This window comes from Moraxella sp. CTOTU49097 (genome assembly GCF_032064105.1).
GTDB lineage: Bacteria > Pseudomonadota > Gammaproteobacteria > Pseudomonadales > Moraxellaceae > Faucicola > Faucicola osloensis_B.
Map to the genome: position 1 here is coordinate 20,172 of NZ_DAMBOA010000010.1, position 17,137 is coordinate 37,308.

The following is a 17,137-nucleotide window of genomic DNA, read 5'->3' on the forward strand; positions in this document are numbered from 1 at the left end:
TTACTCTAGAATCTAACATTTATTGTCTAGGGTCAAACGCATCTCGTAACGCTTCCCCAATAAAAATCAATAGCGACAACACAATCGTCAAACTAAAAAAACCCGCCAACGCAAGCCACGGCGAATCCAAATTATCCTTACCCTGCGAAATCAACTCCCCCAAAGACGGCGACCCTGCAGGCAAGCCATAGCCCAAATAATCAAGCGTGGTGAGTGCCGTGATATTTGCCGTCAAAATAAACGGCAACTGCGACAGACTCGACGACATCGCATTGGGCAAAATATGGCGAAACATAATCTTGGCATCTGACACCCCCATCGCTTTTGCCGACCGCACATAATCAAAATTTCTCGCTCGCAAAAACTCGGCACGCACCAAACCAACGAGCCCCATCCAGCCAAAGAGCAGCATTAAGCCAAACAACACAAATACGCTTGGGCTAAACAGACTGACCAAAATAATAATCATAAATAGCTGTGGTAGACCGCCCCACACTTCCATCAACCGCTGACCTACCAAATCTGTCCAGCCGCCAAAATACCCTTGCACCGCCCCCACCGCAATGCCAATAATTGACCCTGCCACCGTCAACGCCAACCCAAATAATAGCGATACACGCAAGCCATACAATACCCTTGCCAGCACATCTCGACCTTGGTCGTCGGTGCCGAGCCAGTTTTGGGCATTGGGCGGGGCAGGAAACGGCACTGAGCGCATGACACTTGGGGTTTGGTCGGCAAACGCTATCACAGGCTCAATCATGTAGCCATGCTGGTTGATTAGGTCTTTAACCACAGGGTCTTGGTAGTTGGTTTCGGTTTCAAATACACCGCCAAAGGTGGTTTCGGGGTAAGACTTGACGATGGGAAAATACCAGTGATTTTGGTAATTGACCAGTATCGGCTTGTCATTGGCGATAAGGTTTGCCCCCATGCAGGCAAGGAAAATCAAACTAAACATGATGAGCGAAAAAAATCCCAACCGATTACGCCGAAAGCGGTGAATGCGCGCTTGCCAAACAGGTTTTTTTATCAGCATTAGCGACCCTCAAAATCAATACGGGGATCAATGAGATGATAAGTTACATCACTTATCAACTGCAAAATCAGCCCCATCAAGGTAAAAATAAACAACGTGCCAAAAATCACCGGATAATCGCGTTGCCCAATCGCTTCAAACCCCAGTCGTCCCAAACCATCCAAGTTAAAAATTACTTCAATCAAAAAATTGCCGGTAAAAAATATTCCTACAATCGCCGACGGCAAGCCTGCAATAATAATCATCATCGCATTGCGAAATACATGACCGTATAGCACTTTTTTTTCGCTTAACCCTTTACTGCGAGCAGTCAGCACGTATTGTTTGTTGAGCTCTTCCATAAAACTAAACTTGGTCAAATACGCGAGTCCCGCAAACCCGCCAATCGTGCTTGCGGTGATGGGTAATGCCAAATGCCAAAAATAATCTTTGATTTTGCCAAACGTGGACAGCTTATCAAAATTCTCACTCACCAAGCCTTGTAGCGGAAAAATCTGCCAATAACTCCCCCCTGCCAACATCACCAGTAACACCACCGCCAACACAAACACAGGCACGGCATAACTCACCGCAAGCAGCAACGCGGTGGTTTTATCCATCAGTGAATTATGCCGTCTGGCTTTGGCAATCCCCAGCGGCACAGCGATTAAATAAATCAGTAGCGTACTCCAAAGCCCTAGCGAAATCGACACGGGCATTTTATCCAAAATCAGCTGTGACACAGGTTTACCTTTAAAAAACGAGGTGCCAAAATCGCCCTTGGCATAGCTTGTCAGCATGAGCCAAAATCGCTCGGGCGCGGATTTATCAAAGCCGTATTGTTTTTTGATAGCCTCGACCATGTCTGGCGATAAACCGCGACTGCCTTGATAAGTGGTCGTCGACAGTTGGGTTTGGGTGGCGCCCTGTTTTTGTTCTGCTTCAATTTGGGATATTTTTTGCTCGACAGGACCGCCAGGGGCAGATTGGACAATGGCAAAATTGGTGAGTAGAATTAAAAACAAGGTGGGGATGATTAATAACAGCCGTTTAAGAATATATTTGCCCATAGTTATCCCTCATTATTAGCCTTAATGGTTACCGTTAACTGTTAGCCTTAAAAGTTATTTTTTAGTTGGCGTAAGGCTTTAAATATCTCAAACGGACTGTCATCCTCAATTCCTGTCTGCGTTTGTACGGTTTTTATCATTTCATCACTGGGTGCAATCACTGCACGCATAAATGGATTGATGGCTTTTTCATCGGCTAACGAGGTCGGCAAGGTTGGCGTATTTTGCTCGCGTAACTCACTGTCATGTGCTATTGCCTGTGCAATGGCTGGGTTATTGGGCTCGATACACTGGGCAAAGTTAAGATTTGACAAGGTATACTCATGGGCAGGATAAAATAGCGTTTCATCGTCATGTAACTGTGCAAAACGGTCAAAGCTTTCAAACAACGTCTCAATCGTGCCGGTGAAAACACGGCCACAACCTGCGCGAAATAGCGTATCCCCACAAAAAATATGCAGACGGTTATCAAGCGTCACTAAGTACGCTAAATGATTTTCGGTATGCCCTGCCACCTGCCACACCTGCACAGGACTACCCCAAGCGATTAATTCGCGCCCTTCAGCGACGGGGATTAACTGTGTGGCATTGATTAACGGGTGAATATTGACGTGTGCAAAAATCTGTGCGTTTGGAAACGCATTTGCCAATGCTGTTACGCCGCCGATGTGGTCGCTGTGATGATGGGTCACCCATATTTGGGTGATGGTTAAATTTTCACGGTTGACAAATTCTAAAACAGGCTCAGCATCGCCAGCATCGACAATAATCACTTCTTGTGTTTCGTCATTGATAATCGCCCAAATGTAGTTGTCAGTGAAAGCTGGGATTGGGTGGATTTTTAGCATTGTTTTATTCCTTATTATTTTCCTAAATACTGCATGACTTGTGCTTGTTTGTCTTTGTTCGCCCACCAATAATCGATACCGATGGCATTGCTTGGCAGCGGCCCATGTTCATAAAATTTCCAATACGCCACATTGTCAGTATGCTTGCCATAAGTCGGCACGACATAATAGCCCGCCCGTAGCAGACGGTCTAACACTTTGCTGTATAGCACAATATCGTCACGATTCTTGGACACTATGAGTTTGGCAATCACCGCATCAATGGCTTTGTTTTTGATACCCGCCGAGTTTTGGTTGCCTTTTTCGTCTGCAGCTTGTGACCCCCACATATAGGTTTGCTCGGCGCCAGGTGACAAACTTTGGGCAAACATATCGATAATCATGTCATAGTCGTATCTGCGAGTGCGCTCTAAGTACTGGGGGACATCGGCTTGGCGAAAGCTTGTCTCAAACCCGAGTCGTTGTAAATTACGTAAAAAAGGCAACACGATGCGCGCATTCTTGTCATCGGCGGATAAAAATTCGATTTTGGCGGGCTGACCATTGGGCTGATATAGCTTCATATTTTGGTATTTAAAACCCGCTTGCAGCAGCAATTCACGCGCTTTTAATAAATTGTCGCGATTAAAGCCATCGCCAGTTGATTTGGGGGCTTGCCAATCGCTTAAAACAGCCTGTCTTTGAATGGGCTCAAGGTCAGGTAATAGCGGATTGATAACCGCCAGCTCTTGGGGCGTTGGCGTGCCGGTTGCGGCAAGTTCTGAGCCATGAAAAAAGCTTTGCAAGCGTTCATATTGGCCATAAAACATGGTTTTATTGAGCCATTCAAAATCATACGCCAGTGTCATCGCTTGGCGCACCCGAATATCTTGAAAAATCGGTCGGCGCAAATTCATCACAATCGCTTGCATCGGTACGGGATTGTTATTGGCGATTTGCGCTTTGGTGATCATGCCTGCTTTGACGGCAGGAAAGTTATAACCGGTCGACCATGTCCGCGCTTTGTTTTCGGCACGAAAAAAATATTCGCCGGATTTAAAGCCTTCAAATGCCACTTCGGGGTTTTGATAATACACATACTTAATTTGGTCAAAATTATAACGCCCGACATTCACCACCACACCTGCATCAGGTTTGGCGCCCCAATAATTGGGGTCACGTACATAGGTAATAGCGCGTCCTGCATCGATTGTGCCGACTTTATACGCGCCACTGCCCATCAGTGGCGTCAGTCCGACTTTATCAAAATAGCCATCAATCGATTTTTTTGACCAAATCGGCATTTGCGCGACGGTCAGTTTGATTTCTTGGTTGTCTTTGGATTTAAAAATAAATTTGACGGTTTGTCGATCTATCACTTGGGTTTCTTTGACATCTGATAGATAGCTACGCATACTCATCACGCCTTTTGTCAGCAGTGCATCCATACTGGCTTTGACATCTTGCGCCGTCACAGGCGTGCCATCCCAAAAATAGGCTTTGGGGTTGATGTGATAGATAACCCAGCTTGGGTCATCTGGGTCATAAGTGACTTTATCCGCCAGTAGTGGGTACTGCACAAACGCTTCAGAAAGCGAGCCTGTCATCAAACTTTCAAACAAATAGTCGGTGCCGGTCACAGGTGTACCGACATCAATCCATTTATTAATACTATCAAAGGTGCCGATGGCAGATAGGCTTAACACACCGCCTTTGGGGGCGTTGGGATTGGCATAGGGTAAATGTGAGACATGGGCAAATTGCGCGGTGCTGTTGTGAGCAATAGACGTGCCAGTGATGATGGCAGTATTGGCAGCGGAAGCGGCCACTAACAAACCCAGCACCCAGTATTTCTTGCCGACTATTTGGCGAGTGACTGCCCTCATCCAGTGGGCTAGTTTTATCGCCCTGTCTTTTTTCACTTGCATCCCCGTGACCCCTTCACCTATTTTTCAAAAACCCTTGGTATTGCTAGCTGTTATCCCTCATATGCTCCACACCCGCTAACTATAAAAAAGACTTAACAAGCATTTTAGCTGTTAAGTCTTAATGTAGCACGATTGTTAAATCTTTTTATACGCTAGTTTGTTCAAACTGCTGCATAAATTTGATTAACTTTTCAATGGTCGCCAAATCAATCGCGTTATAAATACTGGCGCGCATGCCACCCACCGTACGGTGCCCTTTAAGATTCAAAAATCCGGCTTCGTCGGCTTTAGCTAAGAAGGTTTTATCAAGTTGACTATCTGCCAAGGTGAAGGGTACATTCATGATTGAGCGGTTGTCTTTGTTGACAGGGTTTTGGTAAAAATCGCTTTGGTCGATAAATTCATACAGCTTTTGCGCTTTTAACAAATTTTGTTGATAGATTGCCTCGACACCCCCTTGTTCAAGCAACCATTCAAACACCAAACCTGCCAAATACCAAGAAAAAGTTGCTGGGGTATTGACCATCGAATCATTGTCGGCTTGGTTTTTATAGTCCAAGATACTTGGGCAAACCAAGTTGGCATGACCGATCAAATCATCACGGACAATCACAAGCGTTAAGCCCGCAGGACCGATATTTTTTTGCGCACCTGCATAAATCAGTCCAAATTTTGATACATCTATCGGGCTAGATAGGATGCAAGATGACATATCCGCCACGATGGGCACATTCACCGCTGGCACATCAAACATCGCCAAACCATTAATGGTCTCGTTGGGGCAATAATGGAAATAATCGGCGTTGTCATTAAGTTGCCAGCTATCACGTGGGGGGACAATGGTATAGTTGCTGTCTTTGGCAGAAGCGACGACATTGATTTTGCCTAGCCCTGCTTGCTCATAGCGTTTGGCTTCGCTGATAGCTTTTTTAGACCAAATGCCGGTGTCTAAATAATCGGCTTCCCCTTTGAGTAAATTCAAAGGAATGGCTGAAAACTGCAGGCTTGCGCCACCTTGCAAAAATAGCACTTTATAATTGTCAGGAATGTTCATCAGCTTGCGCAAATCCTGCTCGGCTTTTGAGGCAATGCCCACAAATTCACTGCTACGGTGGCTCATCTCCATCACCGACATGCCTGAGCCATGCCAATTTAACAATTCGGCTTGCGCTTTTTGCAGCACCGCAGTCGGCATAGACGCTGGTCCTGCACAAAAGTTAGCAACACGTTGATCAAAGCTGACACTCATAGCACGTTCCTTTTTATCGTGTGAAATGTTATCGTGTGAAATGAAATAAAAAAATACTTTACCACAATATGGCTAGTCGATGAATCATAAAGATGCGTCATCAATCGGTGGCTCATTGCGCTCAACTTGATAGCAACTGCCAAAGTTGGCGTTTTAGGCGATAATCATCGAGCATATCTAGCAGATACGGCAGACGCTGTATCGGTTGTTCATCCAAACAGTCAGGCAATGGCGTCAATGCCCCCACCTTGGGATTGCCTTGATTGATACGGTATAAAAATCCCGAAAACCCTGCGACTGCCATCGGGTAGCTGCTCATTAATTGCACCGTGGCTTTGGGTAAATGCTGGCTATCGGTGAGTAAGGGAAAGTTAAAAAAATGCACTGACGCTTTTAACCCACTGATGATTTGTTGCCATAACTGGTGTTGGCGGCTGTCCGTCTGCAAAAAATGACTGTCAACCACCAGTGTCCACTCACCCACGACTATCGCCTGCACATCAAAACTGGCAGTGAGCAATTCATCATTGAGCTGTTCACTATTGAACCGTTCATCACTATGCCCGGCATCACTGTACCTATCATTATTTGGCGCAGGGTCGCTTTTGAAAGGTGAATCATGGGGTAAAGATGAATCATGCAGTAAAGATGAATGATTGGGTAAAGCTACATCATGGGTTTGAAAATTTGCCAGATTCGCTGGGGGTAATTCTACTGCACTCTCACCGGCATCATCCGCAATAACAGGATGATTGAAGTCTGGCGTTGTATCAATGGGCGCAAGTTCGCTAGTTAACCCAGTTTGAGTGGGTTGTAACTGCTGTGGCATGGCAGAAAGGGTCTCAACCGCTTGATAGGAAGAAACAACCTCAAAATCTTCTAGATTAGCAAACGTTTTGACAGGGCAATCTTGGCGCACCCAACGCGTAACACCCATCTGGGCCAGTATTTCGCTTTGCCAGGCATCGTACTGCTGCTTATCAAGGGTAAGGTCAGGTACAGTCATACCAATGTTAACTCAAGTTGAATGGGGCAACGCATTGTAGCAACCTTATGGCAACCAAATACCCCTATTAAAAAATTACACAATCGGGGTGAGCGGCACAGTGACATCTGCATTTTGCCCACGATGACGCAGATAATGGTCTAACAGCACAATGGCAAGCATGGCTTCTGCAATCGGCGTAGCACGCACGCCGACACAAGGATCATGCCGACCTTTGGTTAGCATCTCTACTGCATTGCCGTGAATATCAATACTTTGACCCGGCGTAGTGATACTGGCAGTAGGTTTTAGCGCAATACTCACTACAATCGTCTGACCCGATGAAATTCCCCCTAAAATTCCCCCGGCATGGTTGGCCTTAAAGCCGTGCAAGGTTAACTCGTCGCGAGATTCATGCCCAAACTGCCCCGCCACTGCCATGCCATCGCCAATTTCAACGCCTTTGACGGCATTGATGCTCATCATCGCATGGGCGATATCCGCATCCAGCCTGTCAAACACAGGCTCACCCAATCCCACCGGTACACCCGATGCCAATATGGTGAGCTTTGCGCCACAACTTGTCCCTTGCTCACGGCATTGGGTAATCAGCTGCTCAAACTTTGGCAAGGCATCTTTATCCGCGCAAAAAAATGGGTTGCTGTTGACAAATTCCCAATCAATTGTATTTTCAGGTATCTGTTTGGCAACCACATCACCAATCTGGGTCACATAACCGCGGACTTCTACGCCCAGCCGTTGTTTCAAATATTTCTTGGCAATCGCGCCCGCTGCCACTCGCATTGCCGTTTCGCGCGCTGATGAGCGACCACCGCCACGATAATCGCGAAACCCATATTTCATGCTATAAGTATAATCGGCATGGTTGGGACGAAAGGTGTCTTTAATATCGCTATAATCTTTGGATTTTTGGTTGGTATTGCGAATCAACAGCCCGATAGAAGTGCCTGTCGTTTTACCCTCAAACACGCCAGAGATAATTTCAACTGCATCGTCTTCACGGCGCTGGGTCGCAAATTTTGACGTGCCCGGCTTACGACGATCCAAGTCAATTTGCAGATCTGCTTCGGTTAAAGGCAACCCTGGTGGCACACCGTCAACGATTGCCATAAGTCCTGCGCCATGTGATTCGCCACAGGTGGTGACGGTAAAAACTTGCCCGATGGTATTGCCTGCCATTTACGCTCCGCTTACTATTTCATGAATGCTTAAAAATAAAATAATAGGTTTGTTGCACCCTGTTTATATATTGCTTTTTTAGCCATTATCCAACTTATTAAATCAACAAGCCCAATTAACAAGTTAAAGATAGCAACCCCAAACAACCGCTTACTAAGAAACACTCACATACTGCTCAAAATATGCCCGATTTTCCATCAATTCATCATAATCCATGGCAAAAATCCCATGTCCCCCATGCGCAAAGGTTAACCAATCAAACTGAATTTCAGGATACGCTTGGCGCAGTGCCCATTCACTATCTCCCACCTCGCACACTAGCAAGCCGTCACGAGTCAGATAATCTGGGGCGCTATATAAAATATGATGCACCAAATCCAAGCCATCTTGTCCCGCTGCCAACGCGTGGTCTGGCTCATGCAAGAACTCGGGTGGTAAATCTGCCATCGTTGCCGCATCGACATACGGCGGGTTGGTGACAATCAAATCATATTGATTTTCCGCAGGCACTTTTTCAAATAAGTTTGACTCAATCAAATTAACCTGATGGTTCATGTGGTGATGTTCCACATTGACCGCTGCCACTTCTAGCGCGTTCTTGTCGATATCACTGGCATCGACCATTGCATCAGGGAAACGGCTTGCCAAGGCAATGGCAATACAGCCTGACCCTGTACACAAATCAAGCATGCGCTCTGGTTGTGCTAACTGCTTATCATACAATCCGTGGTCATGAAATTTTTTGTCATTAGTAGTGCCACTGATTTTTTCAACCAAATCATTGGGCTCAAAATACGGATAAAACTGCTGGCGAATCAGCTCAGCAATGGGCGAGCGTGGAATCAATACCCGCTCATCCACATAAAATGGCAAATTGCAAAAATAAGATAAATTAATTAAATAACTCAAGGGTTTACGTTCTACGATACGACGCTGCAACAATGTCAATACTTCTGATTTTTCGCTATTGGTCAGGCGACAATCTAAAATTTGCTCATCGGCAGACCAATCAAGTGACAAGGTTTGTAGCACAATGGCAGAAGCCTCAGCAAACTCATCTGTGGTACCTTGTGCGACTACCACATCATGCTCGCGTAATTTACTGACCCCAAAACGGATAAAATCGCGAATCGTTTTTAGGCTTTGGTGTGCTTCAGCAAACTCTTGTTGCATGGTGTCAAAGATGTCATCTGACTCACTTTCTCCATCCATATCAAGTGCTTGCAAATCGATTTGCAAATCGCCAAGGTTTTGTGAATCTTGATTTTGGTCAAAAGATGGCGTGTGAGAAACATTGGCTGATGCAAATGGCGATGATGACATAGTGGTTAACCTAAAAAATTTTGAATTAAAATTATAATATACTTTGATTTTTTTACAAATTATTTAACGCGCTAAAGTTATTTAACAAGCTAAAGGGTCGCAGATTTGTACAATTCAATTTTTCATCATCGAGCTGTTCAATAAACATGGTAAAAAACATGGTAAAAATAAATGTTGCGCGCAGGTTTAAATATTTTAAACACTTTTTTAGCTTAATCTTGCTATAAAAATACCGCTTGGTTAAAAAATTTTACTATTGTCTATCGTGCGATTTGTTAATGTTAGACTTAAAGCATGTAAATTCGCCTATGGGAAAGTTTATTCATACGACAATTTAACTGTTTAGCTGTGGAAAATTTAACTATGCAGCGAGGTTTCATGGCGCAAGGTAGTTAAACACCTTGGCAAACGCTACTTAGACTGGTGTGCTATCAACAAATGAGCCATTGCCCGAAAAGTTGGTTTTTATAGTATAATTGCTGCCAATTTATGCTTTTATTGTACGTTAATTATATTGTCCCTTATTTTTATTTGTTATTGCCGATTATTGAGTCAATCTATGAAAAAATTTGTATTATCTACCCTAGCTTGTCTGATTGCCAATCAAGCATTTGCAGCCACCAACACGGTCTCAGACACCACTACCGCCAAAACGGCACCCGCCACCAAAGCTGTGACCAAAACAACGACCACGACTAAAACTGCCACCACGAAAGCGGCGAGCACCTCTACCGCAGCCGCGACTGCTAAAAAAACCACTACCGATAGTAAAACGGCTAAAAAACCGCAAAGCAAAACCGCGACCACTACTGCTAAAAAACCGCAAACCGCTAAGCCCGCAGCTAACGTCACACAATCTACCACCACGCCGAAAGTCGCCTCGGCTACTGCGGTGACGGCGGCAAAACCAACGCCAGCAGCAACCGATATCCCTTTAACCCCAATCCCAGCCACCACCACGGCATTGGGCATTAAAGAAGATGCCACCCAAACAGGTATCGACAGTGACTACACCTCGGGGGCAGGTGTCGCAGGCGCGAGCTCTGAAGAAGTCAACAATACCACGACGGCTGCGCCAACCTTTGACCCGACAACGGTAGGTAACAATAAAACAGCAACGACACCTGCCAGTTTTTCTAACCTAAATTTGTCTGACTATGCACAGCTAGTCAATAGTGCCGACTGGAAACCCGGTCAAAATGTTAACTCAGCAACTACCTTAAAACTTCAAGCCTTGTTAGATTGGAATCATGCTTCACCGGGTCCGATTGATGGCGGCTGGGGTATGAATGCCAAAAAAGCGCTTAAAAATTTCCAAGCCATGCACGGACTACCCCAAGATGGTCGTATGAGCGCAGAAGTTTGGAAACTGTTAAATGAAAAAATTCCTGCCAATCAGCCTGTGTTGGTCGGTTATACCTTGACGCAAGAAGATATCAAAGGTCCGTATCAGCCAACACCGAGTGGTAGTGAAGCCAAATCTAAAATGAAAGGTCTATACTATCAAGACGTCCAAGAAATGTTGGCTGAACGTTTCCACATGGATATTCGCTATCTTAAAAAGCTTAATGGCGATAAAAAATTCACCGTAGGTGAAACCATCACCGTGTTTAACCCAGGTGCACCGCTCAATGAGAAAATCACCCATTTGGTTGCCAAAAAAGCGGACAATATCTTGTACGCTTATAACGGTGACAGGCTCATTGCCACTTATCCTACCACGGTCGGTAGTAGCGACACCCCATCACCCACGGGCAGCTTGACGATTGTCAATCGCGTCAAAAACCCTTGGTACCGCGCTAGTAGTGGTGAGGGCAAAGATAAAAAAGTGTTTATGTTGCCGCCAGGACCCAACGGTCCAGTCGGTGTAGTGTGGATGGGACTAAGTAAGCCATCATACGGCATTCATGGCTCGCCCGTTCCGGAAGGCATTAGCCGTCAAGCCTCGCACGGCTGTGTTCGCTTAACCAACTGGGATGTGCTTGAAGTGTATGCAAATGTTGATACAGGCACCAAGGTAGATTTACAGTAGCTGTTAAGCGACAGCGGTTAGCACCACAGTCTAGCGTGAGTGCTATACACATTTAATCTTATTAGCCATAAAAAAACCGCTTAGCTAGCAATAGCTAAGCGGTTTTTTTAGTTCAGCGGTTTTTGCTATATATTAGTTATCTAGTGAGCTGCTACATTATCAAGGCGCCGTTTAGGGGTTGACAGCTAGGGTGTGACAGGAGTTTTATTTACACCCAAACTCTGTAGTTTTTTTACCACAATCCAAGCAATCGGAATCGATAACATCAGCCCTATAATGGCTGCCGTCACAATGTGTTGAGCCTCATCAAAACCTGTCACCAACGCAATGGTCATTAAAACACCGATAGTCACACCAGAAGCGATTGTAAAAATTGCGCTAAATAATTGCCAGTTCATAACAACTCCTTATCATTGCGTAAATAGATGTATTTGTTAGATATAGTTATAGTCCAATTCCACACTCAAAACAAGGAAAAAAAAGATTAAACAAATGCACGACCTAAAACAATTAGTTATCAATCCCACATTTTTAGTAAGGTTTAATTTGAATCAAATTTATTGAGGAATTTAAAAAACCGCGTTTTTTTCCGATTAATATCACCGAGGTCGAGGGATTTAATTGGATTAGTAAACATTAATGGAAAAAAATTCCACCCGGTTTTTTAAGTTTAATGGCATATTTTTTAGTAACTATTTTTAATAACTATGACCCAATAACAGGGCTTGGTTAAAAAATTTGGGTAAAAAAATTTTCTATAATCTGCTATGTTAACGGTGTTTATCAATTGTTTAACACAGTAAAAGACAGGAGTATTTGACATGCACCAACAATTTTCTTTTTTCGCCGCTATTAAGCCATCTAAACGCCTAGCTATTAAACGCCAAGCTACTAAACGCATAGGAAGTGCCGCTGCAGTAATTGGCTCAGCCCTTGCCTTGGGCGGTTGCGCCTCTACCACAGGTAACGGTGTGATGGATGCTAATAGCACCATCGGCACTGCCAACAATGTCGGCATGGCGATATTTAAAGCCGCGGTGAATCAACAATGCCAGACTCAATTACAAAATAACCAATACTGGCGCTTGGGCAGTGTATTAATGACTTCCGAGAAACAAGCCGAGGTAGCGAGCAATGTCTGTAGCTGCGTCAGCGAAAAAGCCCCGCAGTCCGTCACCATTGTCGATTTGACCACAGCAGCAGTCGACCCGGCCGCGCGCAATGTCATTGTGGCGCGTGCTGTATCGAACACCTTGCAGCAATGCGTGGGCGAATTTGTTAAGTAAATATTAACTTGCTACTGAGTGTGCGCTACTATATAATAGCGCACCTTGTTTATACCAATATAGTTAGATGATTCTAACTTAGGTGCATTCAATCTCCTTGCTGTTGACACGGGGTCAACGGCTGTTTAATCCGTGAGGAGTCTTTATGAGACATTATGAACTGGTATTATTGGTTCACCCAGACCAAAGCGACCAAGTGGTTGGCATGGTTGAGCGTTATATCAACTTAGTAAAAGAACAAGGTGGTGCTATCCATCGCCTAGAAGATTGGGGTCGTCGTCAATTAGCTTACCCAATCAACAAAGTTCACAAAGCTCACTATGTGCTATTAAACATTGAAGCGGGTCAACAAACGCTTGATGAGCTTGAAGAATTATTCCGTTATAACGATGCTATCATCCGTAGCTTAGTTATCCGTCGTGACGAAGCGATTACTGAAGAATCACCATTAGCAAAAAGTGCTGAAGAAAAACGTGCTCGTAAAGCTTCACGCCGTAACGATACAGCTCAAGATGACTATCAATCAAATGATGATGAGTCAGAAGTTGATGCTGATGACAACAACGACGAATAATTAAGGAGACTAATCATGGCACGTTTTTATCGCCGCCGTAAATTTTGCCGTTTTACTGCTGAAGGCATTACCCATATCGATTATAAAGATATCGAAATCCTAAAACAGTATGTCACTGAAAGTGGCAAAATCGTACCAAGCCGTATCACTGGTACTTCAAACAAATATCAACGCCAATTGGCTGTAGCAATCAAACAAGCGCGTTATCTTGCGTTGATTCCTTACACTGACAGCCAAAAATAAACCGAGGAGTGATATATGCAAGTTATTTTATTACAACGTATCGCTAACCTAGGTAAACTAGGCGATACTGTTAATGTAAAAGCAGGTTATGGCCGTAACTTCCTTGTACCACAAGGTAAAGCATTACCAGCCACTGCTTCTAACATCGAAAAATTTGAAGCACGCCGTGCAGAACTTGAAAAAGTGGAAGCTGATGAATTAGCCGCTGCTAATGCACGTGCTGAAGCGCTACAAGATGTCAATGTTATCATCCGTGCAAAATCAGGCGATGAAGGCAAACTATTTGGTTCTATCGGTACTCGCGATATCGCCGATGCCTTAACCAAATCTGGTTTACCTGTTGACCGTTCAGAAGTTAAATTGCCTGAAGGTGCATTACGTCAAATTGGCGAATACAATGTTGATATCCAATTACATCACGATGTAATGACCAACATTCAAGTCACTATCTTGGCAGAAGATTCAGCTGCTTAATTGATAGTTTACTTTAAAAAAGAGATGGCTTTGCTATCTCTTTTTTTTATTGTTGGCGGCGTAAAAATTCAACAAAAAAGCCTAAAATTCAAGCTGATTTCATTCAAAAAAATTGCCGATTTTTTATATTTTTCTCATTAGAATTTAGATGGTTTTTTCGGTATATTGACTGTTCTATTTCGATGCGTGTGTTAGACTCACAATTTGCAACCGATAACTTTTAGCAAACTTTTGCCCTTTCAAACTATTTAAAATAACTTTATCACAGGTCATCATGGCAGACGATAAAACCAAAGAGAACGATCTTAAGAATACTTCGCTGACGCAGCACCAACCGCACAGTATGGATTTAGAAAAGTCCGTCCTAGCGTCGCTGATGAGCCTTGAAGAGTCGTTTGATCGCATCTCAGATATTATTACCAAATATGATTTTTATGCACAGCGCCATCAATATATTTTTGATGCCATCTCTCACCTTGCCAACGCCAATGAGCCGTATGATGCCACCATGGTGATGGACTGGCTCGATATGCAAAAACTGCTTGAGCCCGCGGGGGGTAGCGATTATCTAGGCGATATCCTATCACAAAGCCCAGCGACGCTGTTTAACTTGACTGCTTATGCGCAGCGGGTCAGGGAATTTTCGACTTTACGCCAAATCATCAAAGCCGGCAGCCATATGCTAGAACTTGCCTTTGACCCAAAAAATCAAAGTGTAAGTGATATTTTAGACACCGTTGAAAGCGAAATTTTTGCTATCAATGAAACCCATAGCCGCCAGTCAAAACACAAGGGTCCTACCCAACTGAGCGATGTTATTACCAATGTCGTCAACAATATCCAAGAACTTAAAGACCATCCTGAAGGCATGATTGGGCTTAAGACCCCGTTTGAAGAACTCAATAACAAAACCCAAGGGCTACAAGCAGGCGATCTCATTATCGTGGCAGCGCGTCCTTCGATGGGTAAAACCACGTTTGCGATGAATTTGGCAGAGAGTATTTTATTTCATACCGATTTACCTGTGGTGGTGTTTTCGATGGAAATGCCTGCCGAGTCAATTGTGATGCGTCTATTGTCCTCTTGGGGGGCGATCAACCAAACGCATTTGCGCTCAGGTCAAATGAACGAAGATGAATGGGGTAAACTTTCCAATGCCATCGCCCATCTGCATGCTAAAAAATTGTATATCGATGACAGTACGGCGCTCCCCCCATCTGAGGTTCGTTCACGCTGTCGCCGCATCGCCAAAGACAATGATGGCAAACTTGGGATGGTAATGGTCGACTATCTACAATTGATGAAAGTGCCAGGCTTAGGCGACAACCGCGTGGGTGAGATTTCGGAGATTTCACGAAGCTTAAAAGCGCTTGCCCGTGAGATGAATTGCCCTGTGGTCGCTTTATCACAGCTGAATCGAAGTTTAGAAAATCGACCCAACAAACGTCCGATTATGTCAGACTTACGGGAGTCGGGTGCCATTGAGCAAGATGCCGATTTGATTATGTTCATTTATCGTGATGAGGTTTATAATGAAAACAGCGATGCTAAAGGCACAGCTGAAATCATTATCGGTAAACAGCGTAATGGACCTATTGGGACAGTGCGCCTGTCCTTTGAAGGGCAATTTACCCGTTTTGGTAATCTAACCCCTGAATTTTACCAAACCGCTTCCTTTAGCGAACCTGATGAATAAAAATTTTACTGCAACAAGGTCAAGATTGTGCGTCAAACCAGCATCACCATCGATTTAGCAGCGCTTACCCATAATTTACAACGCGTCAAAGATTATGCTCCGACCGCCAAGGTATTAGCCATGGTCAAAGCCAATGCCTACGGGCATGGCGCCGTCAACTGTTTACCCGCCGTAGCACAAGCCGATGCCTTAGGTGTCGCTTGTTTGCAAGAAGCAATAGAACTACAACAGGCTGGCTGGCAAAAATTAATGGTAGTGATTGAAGGCGCGTTTTCATTAGCAGAATGGCAATATTGTACAGCGCATCAAATCGAATGTGTGGTACATCACCAACGCCAATTAAACTGGGCGTTGCAGCAGCCTGCAAAAACGGGCGCAACCGTCTGGTTAAAACTAAACACTGGCATGAACCGCCTTGGCTTTACATCGGGTGAAATCAGGGAAATTGCCCAGCAATTAACTAGGTCAGGTTACGAGATTGTTTTGACCACCCATTTTGCCAACGCTGACGTCATCGATCATCCCAATAACCAACAACAATTTGAGTTATTTGATTCAACCTTACAAATGCTACGTGACCAAGTAAGCCCAACGATTAAAGGCTCTTTGTGTAATTCAGCAGGGATTGTCAACTGGTCAGACCGCCATTATGATTGGGTGCGCCCAGGCGTTATCTTGTATGGGGCAACGCCTGTAAACCATGCCACTGCCAAACAGCTAAACCTACAACCTGTCATGCATTTTAACGCCAGCATCATGGCAATTCATACGCTAAAAGCGGGCGATAGCGTGGGTTATGGTAGTCGCTGGACTGCCCAAGCCCCAGCGCGCATCGGCATTGTCAGTGTGGGTTATGCTGATGGTTATCCAAGGGTGATTAGCGATGATGCGTATGTCGTCGTCGCAGGTCAACAGGCGCCTATCATCGGTCGCGTGGCGATGGATATGTTGATGGTTGATTTGACCCATACTACTGAGGTAAACCTTGACTGCCCTGTCCAGCTTTGGGGTAACGCACCGACCATTGATGAAGTGGGTAGCTGGAATGATACCATTAGCTATGAGCTGTTAAGCGTGGTCACCCGACGCCCAACATGGATTTATCAGTCATAACTGTTAATTACTTTACTGAGGTTAAAGTCAGACAAATACGTCAATTTGCTAGACAGTTTGGATAAATCCGCTATACTGATAGTTTACTGTAATGTTTATTGACAAAATTGGGATGTAGG

At 44.6% G+C, this 17,137-nt stretch carries 16 protein-coding genes; 7 read left to right on the plus strand and 9 right to left on the minus strand.

Features of this window, described 5'->3' with window-relative positions; translation table 11 throughout:
- Nucleotides 1-19: 19 nt before the first annotated feature.
- The 8 genes from RT064_RS07410 to prmB form a co-directional block, all read right to left on the minus strand.
- On the minus strand, nucleotides 20-1,039 hold the full coding sequence (locus RT064_RS07410; RefSeq protein WP_313062665.1) for an ABC transporter permease: 1,020 nt from the start codon (nucleotides 1,037-1,039) through the stop codon (nucleotides 20-22).
- Complete coding sequence (gene yejB / locus RT064_RS07415; RefSeq protein WP_313062666.1) at nucleotides 1,039-2,088, minus strand: microcin C ABC transporter permease YejB; 1,050 nt, start codon at nucleotides 2,086-2,088, stop codon at nucleotides 1,039-1,041. The genes RT064_RS07410 and yejB overlap by 1 nt, the downstream gene beginning before the upstream one ends.
- A gap of 47 nt (nucleotides 2,089-2,135) precedes the next feature.
- On the minus strand, nucleotides 2,136-2,936 hold the full coding sequence (gloB, locus tag RT064_RS07420; protein ID WP_313062667.1) for a hydroxyacylglutathione hydrolase: 801 nt from the start codon (nucleotides 2,934-2,936) through the stop codon (nucleotides 2,136-2,138).
- Nucleotides 2,937-2,950: 14 nt separating this feature from the next.
- Nucleotides 2,951-4,843 (minus strand): extracellular solute-binding protein, encoded by a 1,893-nt coding sequence (locus tag RT064_RS07425; RefSeq protein ID WP_313062668.1) that lies wholly within the window; start codon nucleotides 4,841-4,843, stop codon nucleotides 2,951-2,953.
- Nucleotides 4,844-4,988: 145 nt separating this feature from the next.
- Complete coding sequence (serC, locus tag RT064_RS07430; protein WP_313062669.1) at nucleotides 4,989-6,092, minus strand: 3-phosphoserine/phosphohydroxythreonine transaminase; 1,104 nt, start codon at nucleotides 6,090-6,092, stop codon at nucleotides 4,989-4,991.
- A 121-nt stretch (nucleotides 6,093-6,213) separates the two neighbouring features.
- Nucleotides 6,214-7,098: a hypothetical protein gene (locus RT064_RS07435; protein ID WP_313062670.1), complete on the minus strand. Its 885-nt coding sequence runs from the start codon at nucleotides 7,096-7,098 to the stop codon at nucleotides 6,214-6,216.
- Between the two features lie 75 nt (nucleotides 7,099-7,173).
- Entirely contained in the window at nucleotides 7,174-8,277 is a 1,104-nt protein-coding gene (gene aroC, locus RT064_RS07440) for a chorismate synthase (RefSeq protein ID WP_313062671.1), read from the minus strand.
- Nucleotides 8,278-8,430: 153 nt separating this feature from the next.
- Entirely contained in the window at nucleotides 8,431-9,450 is a 1,020-nt protein-coding gene (gene prmB, locus RT064_RS07445) for a 50S ribosomal protein L3 N(5)-glutamine methyltransferase (RefSeq protein WP_409519544.1), read from the minus strand.
- A gap of 709 nt (nucleotides 9,451-10,159) precedes the next feature.
- Between prmB and RT064_RS07450 the strand changes: the two genes are divergently transcribed.
- Nucleotides 10,160-11,632: a L,D-transpeptidase family protein gene (locus tag RT064_RS07450; protein WP_313062672.1), complete on the plus strand. Its 1,473-nt coding sequence runs from the start codon at nucleotides 10,160-10,162 to the stop codon at nucleotides 11,630-11,632.
- A gap of 185 nt (nucleotides 11,633-11,817) precedes the next feature.
- Here RT064_RS07450 and RT064_RS07455 read toward each other — a convergent pair whose 3' ends face one another.
- A complete protein-coding gene (locus RT064_RS07455; RefSeq protein WP_313062673.1) occupies nucleotides 11,818-12,030 on the minus strand; it encodes a hypothetical protein in 213 nt (70 codons plus the stop codon).
- A gap of 423 nt (nucleotides 12,031-12,453) precedes the next feature.
- Between RT064_RS07455 and RT064_RS07460 the strand changes: the two genes are divergently transcribed.
- The 6 genes from RT064_RS07460 (at nucleotide 12,454) to alr (ending at nucleotide 17,018) form a co-directional block, all read left to right on the plus strand.
- Nucleotides 12,454-12,918 carry a hypothetical protein gene (locus tag RT064_RS07460; protein ID WP_313062674.1) on the plus strand — a complete coding sequence of 155 codons (465 nt, stop codon included), beginning with the start codon at nucleotides 12,454-12,456 and terminating at the stop codon, nucleotides 12,916-12,918.
- A gap of 145 nt (nucleotides 12,919-13,063) precedes the next feature.
- Nucleotides 13,064-13,492: a 30S ribosomal protein S6 gene (rpsF, locus tag RT064_RS07465; RefSeq protein WP_100270219.1), complete on the plus strand. Its 429-nt coding sequence runs from the start codon at nucleotides 13,064-13,066 to the stop codon at nucleotides 13,490-13,492.
- Nucleotides 13,493-13,507: 15 nt separating this feature from the next.
- Nucleotides 13,508-13,735 (plus strand): 30S ribosomal protein S18, encoded by a 228-nt coding sequence (gene rpsR, locus RT064_RS07470; RefSeq protein WP_007114928.1) that lies wholly within the window; start codon nucleotides 13,508-13,510, stop codon nucleotides 13,733-13,735.
- A gap of 15 nt (nucleotides 13,736-13,750) precedes the next feature.
- Nucleotides 13,751-14,209: a 50S ribosomal protein L9 gene (gene rplI, locus RT064_RS07475; RefSeq protein ID WP_065252950.1), complete on the plus strand. Its 459-nt coding sequence runs from the start codon at nucleotides 13,751-13,753 to the stop codon at nucleotides 14,207-14,209.
- Between the two features lie 274 nt (nucleotides 14,210-14,483).
- Entirely contained in the window at nucleotides 14,484-15,905 is a 1,422-nt protein-coding gene (gene dnaB, locus RT064_RS07480; protein ID WP_099834203.1) for a replicative DNA helicase, read from the plus strand.
- A 27-nt stretch (nucleotides 15,906-15,932) separates the two neighbouring features.
- The gene (gene alr, locus RT064_RS07485) at nucleotides 15,933-17,018 is read left to right on the plus strand and encodes an alanine racemase (RefSeq protein ID WP_313062675.1); all 1,086 of its coding nucleotides are present in this window, start codon (nucleotides 15,933-15,935) and stop codon (nucleotides 17,016-17,018) included.
- Nucleotides 17,019-17,137: the final 119 nt, after the last annotated feature.

Coding starts and splice junctions, on each gene's coding strand:
- serC (WP_313062669.1), bottom strand. CDS start 6,092: ATGAGTGTCAGCTTTGATCAACGTGTTGCTAACTTTTGTGCAGGACCA.
- RT064_RS07460 (WP_313062674.1), top strand. CDS start 12,454: ATGCACCAACAATTTTCTTTTTTCGCCGCTATTAAGCCATCTAAACGC.
- rpsF (WP_100270219.1), top strand. CDS start 13,064: ATGAGACATTATGAACTGGTATTATTGGTTCACCCAGACCAAAGCGAC.
- gloB (WP_313062667.1), bottom strand. CDS start 2,936: ATGCTAAAAATCCACCCAATCCCAGCTTTCACTGACAACTACATTTGG.
- RT064_RS07435 (WP_313062670.1), bottom strand. CDS start 7,098: ATGACTGTACCTGACCTTACCCTTGATAAGCAGCAGTACGATGCCTGG.
- RT064_RS07410 (WP_313062665.1), bottom strand. CDS start 1,039: ATGCTGATAAAAAAACCTGTTTGGCAAGCGCGCATTCACCGCTTTCGG.
- rpsR (WP_007114928.1), top strand. CDS start 13,508: ATGGCACGTTTTTATCGCCGCCGTAAATTTTGCCGTTTTACTGCTGAA.
- prmB (WP_409519544.1), bottom strand. CDS start 9,450: ATGCAACAAGAGTTTGCTGAAGCACACCAAAGCCTAAAAACGATTCGC.
- RT064_RS07450 (WP_313062672.1), top strand. CDS start 10,160: ATGAAAAAATTTGTATTATCTACCCTAGCTTGTCTGATTGCCAATCAA.
- RT064_RS07455 (WP_313062673.1), bottom strand. CDS start 12,030: ATGAACTGGCAATTATTTAGCGCAATTTTTACAATCGCTTCTGGTGTG.
- dnaB (WP_099834203.1), top strand. CDS start 14,484: ATGGCAGACGATAAAACCAAAGAGAACGATCTTAAGAATACTTCGCTG.
- aroC (WP_313062671.1), bottom strand. CDS start 8,277: ATGGCAGGCAATACCATCGGGCAAGTTTTTACCGTCACCACCTGTGGC.
- yejB (WP_313062666.1), bottom strand. CDS start 2,088: ATGGGCAAATATATTCTTAAACGGCTGTTATTAATCATCCCCACCTTG.
- rplI (WP_065252950.1), top strand. CDS start 13,751: ATGCAAGTTATTTTATTACAACGTATCGCTAACCTAGGTAAACTAGGC.
- RT064_RS07425 (WP_313062668.1), bottom strand. CDS start 4,843: ATGCAAGTGAAAAAAGACAGGGCGATAAAACTAGCCCACTGGATGAGG.